This window comes from Spirosoma areae, assembly GCF_054781775.1.
In genome coordinates, this window is sequence record NZ_BAAGTT010000052.1 from 111,859 (window position 1) to 129,982 (window position 18,124).

General features: G+C 53.9%; 18 protein-coding genes. 3 read left to right on the plus strand and 15 right to left on the minus strand.

Annotated features, from left to right (window positions below):
• Positions 1-72 precede the first annotated feature (72 nt).
• From ACYVI1_RS29350 to ACYVI1_RS29390, 9 genes are all read right to left on the minus strand, one after another.
• A complete protein-coding gene (locus ACYVI1_RS29350; protein WP_460914998.1) occupies positions 73-852 on the minus strand; it encodes a patatin-like phospholipase family protein in 780 nt (259 codons plus the stop codon).
• Between the two features lie 114 nt (positions 853-966).
• Positions 967-1,803: an MBL fold metallo-hydrolase gene (locus ACYVI1_RS29355; protein WP_460915000.1), complete on the minus strand. Its 837-nt coding sequence runs from the start codon at positions 1,801-1,803 to the stop codon at positions 967-969.
• A 49-nt stretch (positions 1,804-1,852) separates the two neighbouring features.
• Positions 1,853-2,188 carry a hypothetical protein gene (locus tag ACYVI1_RS29360; protein WP_460915002.1) on the minus strand — a complete coding sequence of 112 codons (336 nt, stop codon included), beginning with the start codon at positions 2,186-2,188 and terminating at the stop codon, positions 1,853-1,855.
• Positions 2,172-2,582: a DUF4267 domain-containing protein gene (locus tag ACYVI1_RS29365; protein ID WP_460915004.1), complete on the minus strand. Its 411-nt coding sequence runs from the start codon at positions 2,580-2,582 to the stop codon at positions 2,172-2,174. The genes ACYVI1_RS29360 and ACYVI1_RS29365 overlap by 17 nt, the downstream gene beginning before the upstream one ends.
• A 76-nt stretch (positions 2,583-2,658) precedes the next feature.
• On the minus strand, positions 2,659-3,249 hold the full coding sequence (locus ACYVI1_RS29370; RefSeq protein WP_460915006.1) for a Crp/Fnr family transcriptional regulator: 591 nt from the start codon (positions 3,247-3,249) through the stop codon (positions 2,659-2,661).
• Between the two features lie 162 nt (positions 3,250-3,411).
• Positions 3,412-5,880: a TonB-dependent receptor gene (locus ACYVI1_RS29375; RefSeq protein ID WP_460915008.1), complete on the minus strand. Its 2,469-nt coding sequence runs from the start codon at positions 5,878-5,880 to the stop codon at positions 3,412-3,414.
• A gap of 48 nt (positions 5,881-5,928) precedes the next feature.
• Entirely contained in the window at positions 5,929-6,702 is a 774-nt protein-coding gene (locus ACYVI1_RS29380; RefSeq protein WP_460915011.1) for a hypothetical protein, read from the minus strand.
• Between the two features lie 22 nt (positions 6,703-6,724).
• Positions 6,725-7,318, minus strand: a complete 594-nt coding sequence (locus ACYVI1_RS29385) for a hypothetical protein (protein ID WP_460915013.1) — start codon at positions 7,316-7,318, stop codon at positions 6,725-6,727.
• Between the two features lie 160 nt (positions 7,319-7,478).
• On the minus strand, positions 7,479-9,140 hold the full coding sequence (locus ACYVI1_RS29390) for a 7TM diverse intracellular signaling domain-containing protein (protein WP_460915015.1): 1,662 nt from the start codon (positions 9,138-9,140) through the stop codon (positions 7,479-7,481).
• A 170-nt stretch (positions 9,141-9,310) separates the two neighbouring features.
• Here ACYVI1_RS29390 and ACYVI1_RS29395 point away from each other — a divergent pair, with 170 nt between their 5' ends.
• The 3 genes from ACYVI1_RS29395 (at position 9,311) to ACYVI1_RS29405 (ending at position 11,806) form a co-directional block, all read left to right on the plus strand.
• The gene (locus ACYVI1_RS29395; RefSeq protein ID WP_460915017.1) at positions 9,311-10,069 is read left to right on the plus strand and encodes a cytochrome b/b6 domain-containing protein; all 759 of its coding nucleotides are present in this window, start codon (positions 9,311-9,313) and stop codon (positions 10,067-10,069) included.
• On the plus strand, positions 10,066-10,896 hold the full coding sequence (locus ACYVI1_RS29400; protein ID WP_460915019.1) for a molybdopterin-dependent oxidoreductase: 831 nt from the start codon (positions 10,066-10,068) through the stop codon (positions 10,894-10,896). The genes ACYVI1_RS29395 and ACYVI1_RS29400 overlap by 4 nt, the downstream gene beginning before the upstream one ends.
• A 136-nt stretch (positions 10,897-11,032) precedes the next feature.
• Complete coding sequence (locus tag ACYVI1_RS29405; RefSeq protein ID WP_460915021.1) at positions 11,033-11,806, plus strand: DUF1223 domain-containing protein; 774 nt, start codon at positions 11,033-11,035, stop codon at positions 11,804-11,806.
• On the opposite strand, the gene ACYVI1_RS29410 is transcribed toward ACYVI1_RS29405, so the two are convergent.
• The 6 genes from ACYVI1_RS29410 to ACYVI1_RS29435 all read right to left on the minus strand — a co-directional run bounded on the left by ACYVI1_RS29410 (position 11,807) and on the right by ACYVI1_RS29435 (position 18,121).
• Positions 11,807-12,814 (minus strand): substrate-binding domain-containing protein, encoded by a 1,008-nt coding sequence (locus tag ACYVI1_RS29410; protein WP_460915023.1) that lies wholly within the window; start codon positions 12,812-12,814, stop codon positions 11,807-11,809.
• Between the two features lie 86 nt (positions 12,815-12,900).
• Positions 12,901-13,842 (minus strand): ABC transporter permease, encoded by a 942-nt coding sequence (locus ACYVI1_RS29415; protein WP_460915025.1) that lies wholly within the window; start codon positions 13,840-13,842, stop codon positions 12,901-12,903.
• A 2-nt stretch (positions 13,843-13,844) separates the two neighbouring features.
• Positions 13,845-14,918 (minus strand): TolB family protein, encoded by a 1,074-nt coding sequence (locus ACYVI1_RS29420; RefSeq protein WP_460915027.1) that lies wholly within the window; start codon positions 14,916-14,918, stop codon positions 13,845-13,847.
• On the minus strand, positions 14,915-16,303 hold the full coding sequence (locus tag ACYVI1_RS29425) for a glycoside hydrolase family 140 protein (RefSeq protein WP_460915029.1): 1,389 nt from the start codon (positions 16,301-16,303) through the stop codon (positions 14,915-14,917). The genes ACYVI1_RS29420 and ACYVI1_RS29425 overlap by 4 nt, the downstream gene beginning before the upstream one ends.
• Before the next feature lie 124 nt (positions 16,304-16,427).
• Complete coding sequence (locus ACYVI1_RS29430) at positions 16,428-17,261, minus strand: phosphogluconate dehydrogenase C-terminal domain-containing protein (RefSeq protein WP_460915031.1); 834 nt, start codon at positions 17,259-17,261, stop codon at positions 16,428-16,430.
• Positions 17,258-18,121, minus strand: a complete 864-nt coding sequence (locus tag ACYVI1_RS29435) for a sugar phosphate isomerase/epimerase family protein (RefSeq protein ID WP_460915033.1) — start codon at positions 18,119-18,121, stop codon at positions 17,258-17,260. Before ACYVI1_RS29435 ends, ACYVI1_RS29430 begins: the two co-directional genes overlap by 4 nt.
• Positions 18,122-18,124 lie beyond the last annotated feature (3 nt).

The following is an 18,124-nucleotide window of genomic DNA, read 5'->3' on the forward strand; positions in this document are numbered from 1 at the left end:
TATCTGTAGTTCATAAAAAACGCCGGGTCATCTGACCCGGCGTTTTTTATGACTTATCCATACAGCATACCTTCAGGAAATTTCGCGAACTGACTGCGTAAGGGCTTTGTCAATATCTGCCGATAACGAGCGGGCGTGCTGGTAGCCGATACGGAACAATTCCCGCGCTTTGCTTACGTCGGTTGTACCATATTGAGCCAGTTGAGGTGGCTCAATCAGGACATTGCATTTGGCAAACCGGTCTCTTGTCTTGCTATGCACAGCCAGAATCAGGCTCCGCTCAATAACTCCTCGCATAGACGTGATGGGTCGGCGTCCACCCAATACGTTGCAATGAGACCCGATGATAAAGTCAACTTTATTTTCGATAATATCGACGGGCAAGTTATTCAGAACGCCCCCGTCTACGTACTGTCGTTTGTTGATAAGCAAGGGTTCGAAGATGCCGGGCAAACAGCACGACGCCAGCACCGGACGAACCAGTTCACCCTGCTCGAAAACAATCTGTTCGCCATCGTTGAGATCGACAGCAACGACATGTAGCGGAATTTTTAGCCCCTCAAACGAGTCATGCGGCACATATTTGCGGCACAGGTCGATCAAGGCATCGATTCGCAGCAGCCCCATTCGGTTCCAGGCGGGGCGCAGATGGCGCATGAACGACGACGATTCGATAATTTTCAACCCCTCATCCGGCGAGTAGCCCTGGGCGAGCAAGGCCCCGGTAATGGCTCCCGCGCTGGTACCGGCAATCTGGTCGAAGCCAATCCCCATTTCCAGCAGGGCTTTACTAACGCCGAGGTGAGCAATACCCCGTGCTCCCCCCCCTGATAAGACCAAACCTATTTTCATAAATGAATACGCATTAACGATCTGATAACGGTGGGTATAGAATTTTGGTTTATGCAGTGGAGCAGCGTGGGCGAAACCGCACGGGCGGCCCCGCGCAACGGCGGACCGTCCGCCTTACAGTAACTCCACCAGTTTACCTTTCTCCTTTATCCGAATGCCTTTTTCAGTGTGTTCAACAGTGGCCGCTTCCGTTAGGGGGTCGTGTTCAAAAACGAGTAGCCAGTTTTCATCGGCGGCCTGTTGAAGAAGACGGGTTTTCTCATCCATTGTCAGCAGCGGCCGCACATCGTAACTCATCACATACGGCAACGGTACATGCGCCGACGACGGAATCAGGTCAGCCAGATAAGCCACCGTCCGGCCCTTGGTTCGGACGATGGGCAGGGCCATTTTTTCGGTATGCCCATCTACATAAATCAACTCTATAGTGGCAAACGGAAATTGACGCTGCGTTAGAAACGCAAGCTGACCGCTTTCCTGCAGAGGCAATATATTCTCACCCAGAAAGGACGCTTTTTCGCGCGGGTTGGGGTCGACGGCCCAGTTCCAGTGGTCGGGATGCGTCCAGTATGCGGCATTCGGGAAAACCGGCGTTAAGTGGTCATTAACCCGTTTGACAGCCCCGCCCACATGGTCGAAATGCAGGTGTGTGAGTAATACATCGGTCACGTCGGTTTCTGAATAACCGGCTTTATGAATGGACGTAAGTAATGATGCGTAGCCGTGAAGGTCGTAGTGGCCGAAGAACTTTGCGTCTTGTTTGTCGCCGATGCCCGTGTCGATAAGTAGTAGTTTTCCGTCGGATTCATACAGCAGGCAACGCATGGCCCAGGTGCAGCGATTCTGCTCATCGGCAGGGTTGAGTTTGCTCCAGAGCGGCTTGGGGACCACACCGAACATGGCCCCGCCATCAAGTTTAAAAAGACCGGTATCGAGGGTTTGCAGCGTCATCAGTAGGTGAGCAAGTGATGGGGCAAAGGTACAGCCATTGCCCCATCACTCAGACTGTTCGCCAAAGGGCGATGAGTGCGGTCAATATAGTTAAACCAATTAGCAACTGCCATGTTTTCTTCGCCACTGTCTTTTTTCGGTGTGCGGCTATGATGCTGGCAATGATGACCAAGAGCAAACTTTTTGGAACAATTTTCCAGTAATTGATGATTGGATACCGGATGGCAACCAGTCCAATACCAGTTATCAACAGCGTAATGCCGCAGTAAAGCATCAGGCTACTGGTGCGTTTGACAGGCCATTCCCACTGACGGAGCAGTGTTGCCAGATACACCAGAAAAGCACAATAGTGGGTACAGAGCACCGCATTAAGCAGGAACAGCATGACGCAGAGCCGGTTGAGGACGAACCAGAAAATACCCAAATACCCACGATGCTACGGCGGTGGTGCCATGAATCCACTCCGCACCCGAAACAATGTTTGGTGCATTCAGCACAATCAGCATATCCACAAGCGGAATTAGGGATCCGGACAGAACCGCTACGGCCAGCGATTTACGCGAGCCTGTAACCGTGAAAATAGTCAGGACTAACCCCGAAAAGATGTCGCGAATGCCCTTAATAGCGTGGAATGAATTCGTTGGCTGGTCGTAGACTAAACCAAATCCACGCTCGGCGACTTCGGGCGCGAGCAAAAACCGGCCACCAATAAAAAGCAGCCCTAACCCAAAAAGATACCCTGTTATTTTGGCCCACAAGGGCAGTTTTTCCGTTTGCATTGTCGTAGTTGTTTAGTTTGACAATACAAAGGTCTCGCCCGGCTCCTGCACCCGCATTCACGTAGGTGAAGATCGCTCAATAGTGCTTGCCTGCCCGTTGCGCCCGAATTCGGCTTAGCGACTGGGGTTTGATGCCGATGTAGGAAGCCACCACGTACTGGGGCACACGGTCGGCCAGGCCAGGAAACAGGCGCAGAAAATTGTCGTAACGCTCGTCGGCCGTTTCGCGGTAAAACGAGGTCAGTTTCTGAAGCGTTGCAACAAACAATTGTTCAGCCACCAAGCGGCCAAACTGCTGACCATGCTGCAGGGTTTGGTATAATTTCTGGAGATTGTCGTAGCTGATACGTAGCAGCATCGTGGTTTCAATTGCCTGAATGTTGCGCCTGGAGGTGGTTTGACTTAGAAAACTCTCATAGTTGCAGACAAAGGTTTCCTCCGGCGAAAAATCGTAGGTATGTTCTTCGCTGTCGTCCAGCACATAATAACGCACTAAGCCCGCAGTTATGAAACCAACGTATCGGCAAACTTCACCCGCTTGCAGAAAATAATCTCCCGGCGCAATGGTATGCGATTCAAATAGTTGGTTGATGGTAACTTCATCGTCGGCAGTGATGGGCACAAACTGTCGAATAGCGTTTAGTAAGCGTGTTTTGTCAGCGGTCATCCTACGTTTTACCCTAAATATGGGTTGGGTTTCCTTCTCTGGTGAATTAACGTGTGCTGTGTTCGCAACCTCAGCCGCTACTTATGCTGAACAATGTCGTAGTTTAGTCATGAACGTCCGGGGTTATTTAAACTGGATGTCGCAGAAAAGTTAATTCTGTTTTCAAAAATTTACCCGGTAATAAAACACCGGCAGAAAACCCAGTTGGTACTCCTGCTTCACGAAGGTACCGTCGGGTTGGGGCGCATAGCTGAGCGACAACAGGTTTTTGATGCCCAGCACATTCACCAGATCAAGGGCAATGGTATGCGTGAGTTTCGGGCGGTTGATTTTGTAGTCGATCTTCACGTCGAACCGGCGATAGGGCGCAAACTGAATTGAGTTACGGGTGGCGCTGGCGTAAATGATTTCCAGATTCCGGCGGGAAGCCGCTTCATCTACCGGCCCATACCAGCGCCCGCCCGTTGCGGTAAACTTCGCTCCCAAACTCAAACTTGACCGCCGAAAGGGTATCTCTTTGGCAAACAACGCATTGAAGGCATACCGTCCGTTGAAATCGGTGTTGCGCCAGACCCCATCGGAGCCTTTGTAGCGGGCATCGAACAGCGAGCCGGTGACCAGAAAATAATACGTATCGCTGAAAAACTTTTCGAGCGTCAGCTCAATTCCATAATTGCGGCCCACACCCGTATTGGCCAGCGGACCGGGAAAGATTCGACTAAAAGCCGCACCGGTATTCAGCATCGAAAACGACGACTGCAATTGCTCCACCGGCACGTTGAACAACTGCTGGTAATACGTTTCGAGCAACAGCCGCAGGTTCCTGCCCAGCAATCGGTTATAACCCGCCACATAATGCCAGCTTTTAGTCAGGCCCACCGTGCGGTTATTTTTCACCAACGGGCTGGGGAACATAGATGAGGTGAGGTTGGGGGTTTGATAGAAGTACGTATAGGTGGGTTGCATCTGACTGTGCAGACCAACGGCTACGCTTAACTTCTGTCGGTTAGGCAGGTCATAACTCAAACCAAGCCGGGGTTCAATCGGCGAACTACTATTCCGGTTCAGCGTCAGAAAGAGGGCATTCAGGCCCGCTGTCAGCGTTAAGTTGGTGGTCAGGCGGGTACGGTAACTAACATAGGGCTGCAACAGGGCAAACACTTCGTTGCTATTCCAGCGGCTTCGCCAGGGAGTAAACTGCGTGGATGCAGGCGGTTCAAACGTCCGCACGCTATCGAAGGCGGTGAAGTGAATGGCATCGGCATTAACCCCAATTTTAAGCGTAGAACGCGGCCCGGTTTTGTGGTTCACAACCGAAGAAAGTGTGTACCGGACTTCGTTAAACTGGAAGTCCAGACTCGGCCGGAGCGAGTCGACCACAAACCGGCTGTTCTGTACGAGCGGATTGCCAGCCACATCTTTTCGCAGAAACAGGTAATTATCGGTAGCCGTCTGCCCATTTCCCGACACAGACAGCGTCGTTTTCCAGAACGTTTGTTTGTTGACCGGCCGGGTGTAGGTCAGGCCCGCCACGCCCATGCGCGAGGTATAATACTGATCGCGGTCGTTCTGTCCAAAAATATTGCGGTCGTCGGCTTTCTGCTGACTGATGAGAATATCCACCGTACTGGTGCCGCCCAATGCCCATATTGAGATGGAACTGCCCGATTTTTTCAACGGAAAATTCAGCCGCAAAAAGCCATCCTGATACGACGGAACCGCCTGGGTACCAATGTCTAAGCCAAGTTTACTGAACAGCCCCAGATTGGCGTAGCGATACGAAACCATGTACGACGCACCCGGCCGGTCCGCCGGTGCGGTGGATTCGCCGGACTTGCGCGACAGTGGCCCCTCCACCATCGCTTCGGTTCCCAGAAACCCAAACTGGATGGTTCGCTCGTGACGTTCGTTGTTTCCGTTGCGGAGTTTGAGGTCGAACACGCCCGCCACGGTATTGCCAAACTCGGCGGGGAAAGCCCCCGTAAAGAAGTCAGAATTAGCCAGATACCGGTTATTGATGATACTCACCGGCCCGCCCGACGTGCCGGCAATGGCAAAGTGGTTTGGGTTCGGAATGCTGACGCCCTCCAGCCGCCACAGCACACCCTGTGGCGAATTACCCCGGATAACGATGTCGTTGCGTGAATCGTCGGCCCCCTGTACCCCGGCGAAGTTGGAGGCCATGCGGGCCGGTTCGCCCCGGCTTCCAGCGTAGCGGTCGGTTTCATCGACCGAAAACTGCCGCGCCGATACGACTGCCATATCGTTGCGGGCCTCGCCCGTGCGCTGGGCTTTCACCGTGACGGCGGCCAGTTGCTGAATGCTTTCTTCCAGGTCAATATCCAGAATGGACTCGCGCCCGGCATCGACAATGATGTTGTTGAGCAGCACTTCTTTATACCCCACCAGCGTAATACGAACCGTTCTTCGGCCCACGGGTACGCTGGGAATTCGATACACGCCTGCGCTATCGGTCAAACTACCGAGCGCAACATCGGTTACCTGAACGGTTGCGCCTACAAGTGGGTATTTGGATTCTTTATCGACAACCCGGCCCCGCAGGGTTTGCGTCAGTTGAGCCTGGCCGGCAAAAGGCAACAGGATAAACAGGAATAGGGTATGGATACGCATAAACTCGAACATTTGGTACTATCGGCACGATTTGCTCTCAACGCCTGATTAACAGCACACCGCAAAACCAAGGCCATCGCTGAATAGCGTCTTCACGAAAATATAGGAGCCGACGCTGATAATGCCAAATGTAACAGCAACGGTTCTAAGGGTCGCCGGGCGCGTTTCAACGGTATACAGCGCGTTGGGTCGACCTTTTTGCCGCGACCCGTAGCGTCTGATTAGTTCATCGGTGCGGACAACTTCGACCTTATTTACCCAAAATGAGTGGTCTATCTGATGCGCGTCAGACCGCGTTTTAGTGAGCGAGTAGGCCAACTGCTGACCAAACCGCAGGGGCGAATTTTCTTTGGTATACGTGAAAAGTTTCTCCTTCGTTTTCTTGTGCTCAACGGGCTGCTGAATCGGAAAGTCGGCAATGGCCGCGAACGTCTGCGGAGCAAGTTCAGTCAATGGGTTAGCTCGTGCCGTTGCCCGATATGGCTCAACTAACGTGTTTTGGTACATATAGCGAACGGTATCGATTGCAGTTCTTTTGGGAAGTGCCGGAAGCTGACTATACGCTATTTTGGCGTCGTTACGCATCAAAAAACTCTTCGACCAGTCGATGTAGAGCGGCTGGTCAGTTTTATTGAAGAGCAGAAACCGCATCCGACCGCCCTGTTCCCAAAAATTATACACAACCTTCAGGTGTTCATTTTCAAAAACGAGGTCCTTTCCACTGAAGGATACCTGCTCTGATTGCACCGAAGCGACGTGGTAATAGGAGTTGGTGCAGCCTAACGCCAGCACAAGAAACAGGACGGAGAGGAGTTTTTTCATGGTCTTCAGGATGCGATTTATTTCAGGGCCTATACAGGTCGTGCCGCCTGACCTGCTCAACAATCGTAAATTTTTGAAACCGGCGCTGAACGTTGGCCGCCAGCGACTGCTCTTTGGCGTTGACGCTCTTAGTCATGGCCGCCCCAACCAGCAAACCGGGGATGCCCAATAGAACAACCCCGGCGAGGGCGTTCTGAGCGGGGGTCGTATAGCCACCAGTCTCTCCACCTCCAGCACTCAATACCAGAATGATGCCCAAACCCGCGCCAATCAGGAACCCTTTGCCTCCATGACCCCGCCGGTGCAGCGTCAGCCGGCTTATCTGCGAATAGCGATACGTTCGCAGGGGTAAAACCAGGGCAAGTGAGTCACTTGGGGGCAAGGTTCCGCTGTGCTGATTCAGCAAGGCCATCAGTGTGGGCTTCAGGTCTCTGATCGGGGCCAGCAGAATCGTTGAATCGGTCAGATCGAACAGCACACCCGTTTGGGCAACCTTCCCTTCCTGACGCACATTAGCTACGTAGCGTCGAAGAAAAAAGCTGGCTGATTGAGTCTGGCAGTAGGCAGCGCAGCCATGTGCCAGTAATCCAGCAACGATAAGAAGACGTAGACTCATAAGGATGGCTGGTTGAACGGTGTGGATAGAGGGGCAATTATTCACTCCAGGTCCGCCTGAAATTCTGTAGCAGGAAGTCTTTACCAAAACTGCCGGTGGTACATACGAAAACCTACCCCCGGTTGAGCAACGGGAGGGTTGAGTTGAGCAACGGCGTTTTTTACTCCTCTCCCACTAACCGTTTCATGAGGTCGGGTTTCGAGCGCCGGGAAACATCAACCGTGCAGCCATCCTGAAGAACAACCTGACCGCCTTCGCCACGCAGGTATTTGACCACATGGTTGAGATTGACGATGTGCGATTTGTGCGTGCGAAAGAAGGGTTCTCCCTCAGCGCAGAGGTGGTCGAACTCGGCCAGCCCCCGCGAGGCAAGTACCGTTTTCTGGTTGGAGAAATGGATGGTTGTGTAGCTGCCGGCGGCTTCGAGCCAGGTGATATCGCCCATCGGGAAAAGCAGCATCCCGTCGAGGGTAGGAATCGCAATTTTACGAATCCGGTCCCGGTCATCTTTCATTTTGCGAAGCAGGCTTCGCATCTCATTGGGCAGGGGTTCCTGGCGGTGTTCATCCTGAAGTTTTTCCTCCAGTAGCTTATTATTTCTTGCCAGTAGCTGCTCATTCTCTCCGGCGCGTTGCAGAGCCAACTGTTGGGCCGCCTGGTACTCAGCCTGATAGGTTTGCAGCCGGTCGGCTAAGGCCAGCGTGAGCAGGGTAGCCTCGCAGGCGGCTCCAAGCTGATAGCCATACACGACCCAAACGTGGGTAAAGGTTAGCACATCGAGCAGTCCCAGCACGGTTGTCATGGCGCCTGCAATGTAAAAACTCCAGGCAAGCAGGTAATACCGGGCGGGTCGGTAGCCCTGCCGGTAGGTGCGGATACCCAGAACCAGAAGTGATAAAAAGCCCAACAAGGTCAGGCCGTAAAAAACCCGCTCCAGGCCCGGCACATCGAGCAGGCGCAGCAGCGTGGTTAGGGCAACCAAACTCAGCAAACCAATAAAATAGCGGTAAAAAAAAGGCAAAAACTCGCGGGTACGCAGAAAATTCATCGAAAACCAGATCGCTGCGCCAAACGTCATGGCCGTAATGAGCAGGTATAGCCGCCCGTTGTTGAGCGCCGGAACAGATCGCCAGAGCAGGTCATACAGCAACCCCTCAAACGACATAAACGTCAGACATGACAGGGTTATGTAGGCCGCATAGAGCAGATAAACCCGGTCCTGAACCAGCCCGTAAACAAACAGGTTGATCAGCACCATCACTATCATCAGCCCCATAATAGCCCCATTAAAGAGCGATTCTTTCTGAAGGTGACTGACAACGGGGCGGACGGGCGCAAGCAGAACCGAAAAGTGAAGGATATTATCGTCGCGAAGGGCTAAAAATACCGTGCGGGGCCGCCGACCGAGGGGTAACACCACCGTGTTGGTTAGAAAATAGCGGCTGTCGAACGGGCGCAGAACCCCCGAATGATGCTGGGTGATGGACCCGATTTCGCTGACAACATACAGGTCGACGTAGTCGACATCCTGCGTCATAAACAGCAGAAACAGCGATTCGGGCAGGGTATTGTCGATATGGAATTTTAGCCAGATGCGCGAGTTGGTCTGACCGAAATTAAGTTTTTGCTGCTGGCTGGGCCGAAAAGCGGAGTCCGAACGGGCGGCTACCTGAGCAAAGGTTAGTTGACGGCTTGGGTCATCCAGAACAAACGCCTTCGGTCCAAGCTCGATAAGCTGGTCAGGGGCGGGCTGCGCCACGGGCTGAGCGATGGCCGCTAACCCGCTCACCATCAGTAGAAACAGGACCCATTTACAAACCATGACGTATAGAAAGCCAAACTTCTTTGGTGTTTGCCGGATACCTGCCGGCTATTCATTCGGCACCAGCGAAAGTCGGCAACCAACTGATTATGAAATTGTAACAAATGTATCACGTTCAAGCTTTTCCGCAAGATTGGGCGTATATTTCCCGCCATAACCTTACAGGCCTGATGAAACGCATTGTTCATAAACACCCGCTGGCCATTCGCTGGTTTCACTGGGTCAACTTCCCCATTCTGTTCGTCATGATCTGGAGCGGGATGCTCATTTACTGGGCCTACGACCCCTACAAAATCACCATTGGCGACTGGACGCTTATCTCGTTCTTTCCCGATGGCTTCTACAAAGCGCTGGGCTGGTCGCGTCGGCTGGCCGAGGGCATGGCCTGGCATTTTGTGTTTATGTGGGTGTTTCTGCTCAACGGGCTGCTCTACGTGGCCTACACGTTTATATCGGGCGAATGGCGGCATTTGGTGCCCGACCGGAACTCGTTCCGCGAAGCCATTCAGGTAACGCTCTACGACTTGAAGCTTCGCAAAACCCAGCCGCCTTTTATTAAGTACAATGGCGCCCAAAAGATTGCTTATTTCTCGATTATGCTTATGGGCGCTGGCTCAGTGCTAACGGGTTATGCCATTTACAAACCGACCCAGTTTTACTGGCTGACCAGGCTGACCGGCGGCTACGAAACGGCCCGGCTCCTTCATTTCGCGCTCACCATCGGCTACGTTCTCTTCTTCGTGATTCATATCGTTCAGGTCGTTCTGGCCGGGTGGCACAATTTTCAGTCAATGATTACGGGCATCGAGGTCCTGAAACCCAGCGCACCCGGCCCTGACCGCCCGGTCGTCACCGACCCAATCCCTGAACTACCCGACACTGACCCAGCCGACCGACCCGCGCCTGCTCCAACCCCCATGCTGTCATGAACTCAACGAATTCCTCAACTAACGAACCGAACTTACCCGAAAGCGAAGTTCCTGAATCGGCAGTGCGCCGGCAGATGCTCAAATCCTTTGGCTGGTTTGCGCTGGCATCAGCCGTGCCGGTGGGCGTCTACTCCTGGATAAAATCCAGCCCCAACCTGCTGGGGGCCAAAAAACCCTTGCGTCAGGTGCTCAATGCCAACGAAGCCATTGCCCAAACGTATTTCAGCAATGCCAACTTAGTGAAAACTTTTCCGGTCGAAGCGGCCGTGAAAAACGCCAGAGTGAACGGGTTCGACGGGCTGCACACACCCCTGCCCGACGACTGGAAACTTCAGGTGGACCGTAACAGTGGCAGCGAACCGTTGCAACTCACGATGGACGACATCAGAGCCTTACCTAAGCACGAGTTAATCTACGATTTTAAATGCGTGGAAGGCTGGAGCCAGATTCAGCACTGGGGTGGAGCGCGATTTTCTGACTTTCTGGAGCATTATAAACTCGGCACCCGGCCTGGATTGGCTAAAAGCGGCAACGCGCCCAACCCTGACAATACGGACGATTTAGTGAAGTACGTCGGTATGGAAACGCCCGACAAAGGCTATTATGTGGGCATCGACATGGAGAGCGCGATGCACCCGCAAACGCTGCTGGCCTACGAACTGAACGGGCAACCCATTAGCAACCAGCACGGTGCGCCGGTCCGGCTGATTATCCCGGTAAAATACGGCGTTAAAAACCTAAAACGCATTGGCCGGATTTTCTTCTCGGATACACGCCCGCGCGACTTCTGGGCCGAGCGTGGCTATGACTATTACGTAGGCCTGTGATTTGGGTGGAGTGAACCTAACCCGTCTACTTACACCCAACTGAATTCATCTCCTTTCGTCGGCTATCTGACACTTGAGAAATTCCCGGTTAGCGCCGTTTGTAACGTAAAAACGGACCGTTTGCGGGCTGTCAATCATGCAATCATCAACAAACACAACCATGAAATCGATTCTGTTTATCGCGGCTATTTTGGGAGCAGCCGGTTTAACTCTCCCAACCCGTCCAGACAAACCCGCAGCAGCCCCGGCTCCGCAGCCCGTTGTTGTGCTGGAGTTGTTTACCTCGCAGGGCTGCTCCAGTTGCCCACCCGCCGACAACGCCCTGCAGGACATCACCCGGCAAGCCGCCCGCTCGGGCCAGGCGGTGTATGGCCTGTCGTTCCACGTTGACTACTGGAACCGGCTGGGCTGGCAGGACCCGTTCAGCGCCAAACAATACACCGACCGCCAGCGGCAGTACAGCCATAGCTTAAAAAGTCAGACCTACACGCCCCAACTCGTTATCAACGGGCGGCAGGACGTTGTCGGCGGGCAGCGTGGGCGCATTGAGCAGGTCATTCAGGCGATTCAGAAACAACCAGCATCGGCCTTTGTGGGCGTCGATGGCCGCATTACCCACTCATCCAGACAAGTAACGGTCAACTACGAACTATCAGCCGCCGGGCCATACCGGGTGAACGTAGCCTTAGTGCAGAAAGAAGCCCGCACCGCCGTGAAAAACGGCGAAAACGGGGGCCGAACCTTGCTGAACACAAACATCGTCCGTCAGTTTGAAACCGTTGACGAGACCGGAACATCGGGCCGCGTCGCCCTTGACTTGCCAACTGACCTTGCCGCCGACCAAACGACGGTGCTCGTATACGTTCAGCGCACGGATAACGGACAGGTTGTTGGGGCAAAACTGTTGTGATTACCGGGGTTGCTTCACAAATTCCTCTACGTTTTGGCTCGTGATGCGAAGCAGGCCGGTGTTCACCGCTGTCGGTACGTTGGTAATGCCCGCCGTTGCATCACGAGCCGAGAGCCGGTTGGTCTGGTGTGCCATGTCGTATAGAAACTGAGCGCCATACCAGGTGAAGAGTTCGCGTTTCTGGCCCGCCAGCATCTGAATAACTCCCTCCCGCACAAGCTGAAGGTGCTCCGGCTCCCAATCGACCGTTGTGATTTTCACCTTGCCTGCCCGCCCCGCTTCTTTCACGGCCAGCCCCATGCCCGGCCCCGAATTGGAGTCGAATCCGCAGAGGCCGGCTAAATCGGGGTGGGCGGCCAGCAGGTCGGAGGTGATGCGGGCGGCTTCTTCCACATTGGCTTTATCATCAAATTTTCCGACAACCTCCATGCCGGGGTAGTTTTTCACAACATCCAGCAGCCCCCGAAAACCCGCTTCCATATTAGTCAGGCCCAGAATACCCATGTAGGCAATCTTACCCCGCCCGCCCAGCAGCCGCACCATTTCGCGGCCCTGCATCTGCCCGATTTCGTACCAGTCGGTGCCCAGAAAAGCGTGGCGTTTTGAATTCGGTATGTCGGAATCATACACAACAGTTGGAATACCAGCCGCCACGGCTTTGTCGATCACGGGGCCAATGGCGGGGTCAGTACCGTTGATGAGTAAACCTGATGGCCGGGTGCCAATGACTTCTTCGATGACGTTGATTTGGGTCGGCACGTCCCATTCGGCGGGGCCAAGAACCGACACTTTCACCCCACGCTCACGGCCCCACCGCCGGAAGGTTGCCTGATCGTGATTCACATACATCGGCATCGTTACGGCGGTAGTAATCATGACATATTCCTCTTCGGTACCCGATGTTGTCGAGTCAGCGATCGTATTAAGTGCAGTTGCGGTCGTTGCCTGACGCGGGGGTAACTCACAGGAAGTTAGACCGAGAAGGGTTAGGAGGATTAGGTTTCTCATGGGTTTACAATTTTGAGGTTTCAAGTTTCAGGTTTACCGTTCCAAGTTTCAGCAATTTGGAACGGTAAACCTGAAACTTGAAAAAACTATAAATTACCCCGCCTTTGCAGCGCTTTATCGGTCCAGACAGCCGCAATCAGAATCAGGCCGAGGATAATCTCCTGCCAGTAGCCCGACACGCGGGCCAGCACCATGATGTTGCTGACTAATCCCATAAACACGGCTCCCAGCAACGCCCCGGCAATTTTACCGTGACCACCGGCTAAACTGGCCCCGCCCAGAATCACTGCCGTAATCACGCGGAGTTCCAGACCCCGGCCTGCTGTTGGCAGGGCCGTACCGAGTCGTGAGGCTAAGAGAATACCGGCAAGGCCTGCCAGCAGCGATGTCAGCACGAAACCCCAAAGTTTCATTCGCCGAACCCGAATCCCCGACAGATCAGCCGCCCGTTCATTGCCACCGATGTAATAGTAGCGTCGGAAAAACACCGTTTTGTTCATCAGAAAAGCAAATACGCCAACCGTCAGCAGCATATACCAGACCGGCATCTGCACACCCAGCAACCGCGACTGACTCAGCGCATTAAACCAGTAGGGCAGATTCTGAATTCCCGAACCGCTTACCAACAACGCGCCCCCGCGCACAATGCCCATCATGGCCAGGGTCTGAATCATGGGATTAATAGCCTGATAGGCAATTAGATAGCCATTCACCGCACCAATCAACCCGGCAGCGGTCAGCGCGAGAAAGAGGGCAATCGGCACGGGCAGGCCGAACGTCATCATGGCATAAGCCGCGACTCCACCCGAAAACGCAACCACCGACCCAACCGACAAATCGAACACGCCCGCTACCAGCAACAGCATCATGCCCACCGCCACAATTGTGTCGATGCTTAGGTTCAGCAGCAACTGACTCCAGTTGCCAAAGGTCGGAAACGTCTGCGGAAACGCGATGGTTGCCCCAATACCAACCAGCAAAATGGTCAGTGTCAGCGAGTAAGTCCGTTCCTGAAGGAGTTGGCGCATAATTAGTTTGCAGGTTGCCAGGCCGCCCGGCTTCCGTCGATAGCGCAGTGATAGCGGAGGGGTTCGAGTATGAACGGGGTTGATCCGGGCGTGGTGCCAATCATCCAGACCGGGCGTTTGTCGGGTTGTTTGTCTTCATAGGCTTTGTCGCGGGTAGTGGCGTTGCGCCAGTAGGCATCCCCCGTTACGCGAAATGTTACCCACTTGCCATCCGGCGACCAGGCCCCCGATGAACTAATTTTACCCAGCGAGGTCAGTTGGCGGCTTTGTTTGGTGGCCATATCGTAAATGAATAGTTCGAGTGCTTCACCGACCTGATCGCTATAGAGAATCTGCTTCCCATCGACCGACCAGGTGGGTGCCACCGCGCCAATTTCATCCTCGTGCTGCGTCAGTTGGCGAACGTTTTTGCCGTCGGCATCCATCGCAAAGAGGCAATAGCCTTTGCCAGCCTGCTTCGTAAACGCAACCGTTTTGCCATCGGGCGAAATGGCTCCGTCGCGGCCATTGGCAACTTCTTTATAGGTCTTACCGTCGGGCGTCACGTAGCCAACCACAGCCTTGCCCTTTGTGTCGTCGGCCAGACTGAACCAGATTTGCCGACCGTCGGCGGTCCAGCTTGGAAAGTAATAAACGGCCGGCGATACAGCATTTCCGGCCGGTTGGGTGGTCAGTTGCCGAACGTTGGTGCCGTCGGCGTTGGCGATGTAGAGATTGAACGTTCCGGCGACCGTAGCCCCGGCCCGGTTGGAAGTAAACGCCACCTGTTTCCCATCCGGCGACCAAACCGGGTATCGCTCTTCCGAAGTTGGAGCTTTGGTGATATTGAACGCATCGCCGGTAGCCGGATTGATCCAGAACACTTCGGTATTGCCCGTCCGAATGCTTGTTGTGAGCAGGCGCGTGTTGGGCGGTGGAGTCTGAGCGATGGTTAGCAGAGGCCAAAGCAACGTGATCAGCGTCAGGTTTGCGAAGAAGATTGTCTGGTAAGCCATCCGGCATACGCCATATCTTGGAGATATGGCGTATGCCGGATGGCTTACCAGACAACTCCAGAGGAAGGTTAACCTTTTCATAAAGCCGGGTAATTTTTGGCGGCATCGTCCAGCACCAGCACCCAGTCCTGCCCGTAGCCCTGTTTCGGGGGCGCGAATAGCTGCGGCTTCTGGTTGTCGAACGTACCCGCCGATTGGGCTTTGCCCGTGCGCGGGTCGAACCAGGTCGCCGTGATGGTCTTACCGGAAATCTTACCCGGATTCACCGTAAACGGCTTTCCCACCGTCGAATACACAAAGGCATAATCAAGCCCACGGGTGGCCTGAATCCGCTCGGCCGGGCCGAGACTGTTCTCCACAATCAGCGACTGGTCGGGAATGCGGGCCAGTTGAGGGCGGGCGGTTATCAGTTTCCTGACGTGTTTCATCTGGTTGGCGCCGGGCAAATCGAGGGCTTCGGGCCAGTAGATATGTGGCCCGTTGACGGCCGGACGGCTCGTGCTATACATCTGCCAGATGTCATGACAACCGTAGGTATGCCCGTGCGCCCCGGCGAAGAGGTCTAAGTAGGCATACACCCGCACGTCGTAGGCATTGGACGTGCCGAGTTCTTTGGCGTTGAAACAAACCGGGTGGTCTTCATAAATGGGTTCGGCATCCATCGTGGGCTTGGTGGGCTGTCGATTGTACGACAAGGCAATGTGGTCGTAGACGGGCGTGAAGCGGCAATGCCCGTTCTGGTGCATGTTGAAATCGAACCAGGCGTCTTCCTGAAACCATTTTGATGCTCCCCCATCGAGTCCATTAGGTTGTGGATGATAGGTGATTAACGCTTTATCGGCCCCGCCAACGCCTTCCTGAATACCCTCGGCCATTGCCCGCCAAACAGCCACATCCTGCGAACCCTCGCGCGGATTGCGGTCGCCCCCCAAAATCCAGACGATGTTCTCGCGGTTTTTGTACCGATTTCCCACATAGCGGCCATAGATTTTGGCGTTGGCTGGGGTGAAAATTTCCGGTCCTTTTCCCCATTGCATTTTATTCAGTTTGTCGCCCCAGGTTGGCAGGAACCCAATAACGATACCGTACTGAGCCGCTTTATCGACGATGTAGTCAACGTGCTTAAAATACGCTTCGTTGGGCGTCGTAGGGTCATTGTTCAGCAACGGTGTTTCGTTGTAGGGATTCGGTTCTTTAAGCCCGTCGAACTCCGCGAGGGCTACCGCCTGCACGACCGTAAATCCCTGCTCAGCCCGTTTTTTGAGGTATTGGTCGGCTTCTTCGCGGTTGAGCCGGTGGAAGAGTTCCCAGGCCGTATCGCCCAGCCAGAAAAACGGCGTTCCATTCTGATGAACCAGATACCGTTTGTTGTCGGACACCTTCAACCGACCATTGACGAAGGGTTGCTGTGCTACTGTTAGTAGTTGCACGAGTAGTAAGCCGGTGAGAATGAGAAGTTTTTTCATGAGGAAAAAGGTGTTGTAGAGACGCAATACCTTGCGTCTCCTGACCGGATGGTTTTGCTGAGACACACGAGACGCTTACCGGATGGTGTTGCTGCTGCGGAGACGCAAGGTATTGCGTCTCTACTTACCTGGCTGTAATATCTTTCACCTGTTCTTTAATGTCGTCCATCTCGAAAATGCGCTGCCAGCCCTCGCGGAACAGAATCGGTTTGGCGCGTTTGGAGATTTTATAGGCCGCATCGGAAAACGTCCCGTTAACTTCCCCGAACAACACAGCAATCTGAATGCGAAGGTGGCCCAGCACAAAATCGCGGGCGGCTGCTTCGGGTACGCCAAGGGTCACAATTTTATCGAACCCTTCTTTCACCACCTCCATGCAGGTTTGGGCCAGCGTCTCGACCATCGCCGGTTCCAGAATCGCCATTTGTTCCAGCGTGATGCGGTGCGTGTCTTTCACGGGACCATACATATCCTGGGCCACCCGCTCGCCGAGGGCATAAGCCTCTTCGCTACCGTGCATCAGCGCAACGACGATGGACTGTTTGGCCGAGATACCCCCGTAGAAATCCCGAAATGACGCTTCGGTCGGCTCCCAGTTGAACACCGATGGATGGCAGGGATGGGCAATCACGTAGCCCAGGTCCACCCGGTGAGCAATGACGCCGTCTAAGGGAGCCGCCGGGTCGAGGGTGAGCACAAGAGCGCCCGGTTTCATCTGCGGAATTAGCTGTTCCGACAGTTTACCGATAGCCACGTCGGGCAGGGCCAGAATCACTACGTCGGCAGTGGCAATGGCCGGTTCCTGATCACTCACCGACACGCCCCGCTGCCGGAGGTTTTCGATGCCCTGCGGAGCCACTTCGAGGTAATAGACTTCATAATCAGCGTGTTTCAGAAAGTTATCGGTCAGGCGGCAACCCATCTTGCCACCTGCCCCCACTAAGGCGATTTTGGTCATGGTACTTGATGTATAATCTGCTTTATCCAGTTAATTCCTTTTTCGGCCCACTGGGCTTCCAACGCGATGGTCTGCTCAAGCGTACCAGACAATGGCGGCCATTGCTCTAACGTCAGGACCAGCGGATAGTCGCGTTTAGTAACGGCATAGGCTCGTTTATCTGGTTTTTTTGCCAAATCCAGTATGTCAATTAACAAGGATTTCAGGTCAAGCTTACCGGTTCCAGGTTCGCAGCCTTCGATCAGAAACCCCATCTTATGCGGAACACGCCGAATTAGAAAATCTTTTACATGCAGGTTCACGACAGACGCATTTTCTAAACAGGCCAATACATTGTCGACGGTTTCGCCCGCGCCGAATGAATTCGTAGTATCTAAGCAAAAGCCAACTTGCCTCAAACTGGTTTGCAAGGCGATTTGCCATAAATCATGACCCGTAAATCGGTCATGATTTTCGATAGCCAATACAACACCTGCCGTTTCCAGAGTCGGTACTTTGTCGCTGATTATCGCAACGATTTCATTAATAGTTGGCTGGTAATCAGCATCGTCAATAACGATTCGTAGAAAAGGCGAACGGGCTTCCCACGCTAATCTGATATAGGTTTTAAGGTTCTCCGACGTTAATCCACGTGTTCCTACCTGAATTTGAATATTACTTCGCGTAGCTTCATTCAGCAACGCCTGCCAGTCGGCAGGGGGTAGTACATGCAAGGGTAAATTATCGCCGAACTGAACCGCCTGCACGTCCAGCCTTTTTGCCTCCCGAAGCAGGTCAAAAGCGGTCATCGGATAAGTTGGCGGGTAGCCCGGCACACCAATAGCCCAGGGATAAGTGTATGTGCTGATGCCTGCCTGCATACC

What these genes read in the sequence shown, in the direction of transcription:
- ACYVI1_RS29350 (WP_460914998.1), bottom strand. Translation starts at nt 852, where the DNA reads ATGAAAATAGGTTTGGTCTTATCAGGGGGGGGAGCACGGGGTATTGCT.
- ACYVI1_RS29355 (WP_460915000.1), bottom strand. Translation starts at nt 1,803, where the DNA reads ATGACGCTGCAAACCCTCGATACCGGTCTTTTTAAACTTGATGGCGGG.
- ACYVI1_RS29360 (WP_460915002.1), bottom strand. Translation starts at nt 2,188, where the DNA reads ATGCTGTTCCTGCTTAATGCGGTGCTCTGTACCCACTATTGTGCTTTT.
- ACYVI1_RS29365 (WP_460915004.1), bottom strand. Translation starts at nt 2,582, where the DNA reads ATGCAAACGGAAAAACTGCCCTTGTGGGCCAAAATAACAGGGTATCTT.
- ACYVI1_RS29370 (WP_460915006.1), bottom strand. Translation starts at nt 3,249, where the DNA reads ATGACCGCTGACAAAACACGCTTACTAAACGCTATTCGACAGTTTGTG.
- ACYVI1_RS29375 (WP_460915008.1), bottom strand. Translation starts at nt 5,880, where the DNA reads ATGCGTATCCATACCCTATTCCTGTTTATCCTGTTGCCTTTTGCCGGC.
- ACYVI1_RS29380 (WP_460915011.1), bottom strand. Translation starts at nt 6,702, where the DNA reads ATGAAAAAACTCCTCTCCGTCCTGTTTCTTGTGCTGGCGTTAGGCTGC.
- ACYVI1_RS29385 (WP_460915013.1), bottom strand. Translation starts at nt 7,318, where the DNA reads ATGAGTCTACGTCTTCTTATCGTTGCTGGATTACTGGCACATGGCTGC.
- ACYVI1_RS29390 (WP_460915015.1), bottom strand. Translation starts at nt 9,140, where the DNA reads ATGGTTTGTAAATGGGTCCTGTTTCTACTGATGGTGAGCGGGTTAGCG.
- ACYVI1_RS29395 (WP_460915017.1), top strand. Translation starts at nt 9,311, where the DNA reads ATGAAACGCATTGTTCATAAACACCCGCTGGCCATTCGCTGGTTTCAC.
- ACYVI1_RS29400 (WP_460915019.1), top strand. Translation starts at nt 10,066, where the DNA reads ATGAACTCAACGAATTCCTCAACTAACGAACCGAACTTACCCGAAAGC.
- ACYVI1_RS29405 (WP_460915021.1), top strand. Translation starts at nt 11,033, where the DNA reads ATGCAATCATCAACAAACACAACCATGAAATCGATTCTGTTTATCGCG.
- ACYVI1_RS29410 (WP_460915023.1), bottom strand. Translation starts at nt 12,814, where the DNA reads ATGAGAAACCTAATCCTCCTAACCCTTCTCGGTCTAACTTCCTGTGAG.
- ACYVI1_RS29415 (WP_460915025.1), bottom strand. Translation starts at nt 13,842, where the DNA reads ATGCGCCAACTCCTTCAGGAACGGACTTACTCGCTGACACTGACCATT.
- ACYVI1_RS29420 (WP_460915027.1), bottom strand. Translation starts at nt 14,918, where the DNA reads ATGAAAAGGTTAACCTTCCTCTGGAGTTGTCTGGTAAGCCATCCGGCA.
- ACYVI1_RS29425 (WP_460915029.1), bottom strand. Translation starts at nt 16,303, where the DNA reads ATGAAAAAACTTCTCATTCTCACCGGCTTACTACTCGTGCAACTACTA.
- ACYVI1_RS29430 (WP_460915031.1), bottom strand. Translation starts at nt 17,261, where the DNA reads ATGACCAAAATCGCCTTAGTGGGGGCAGGTGGCAAGATGGGTTGCCGC.
- ACYVI1_RS29435 (WP_460915033.1), bottom strand. Translation starts at nt 18,121, where the DNA reads ATGCAGGCAGGCATCAGCACATACACTTATCCCTGGGCTATTGGTGTG.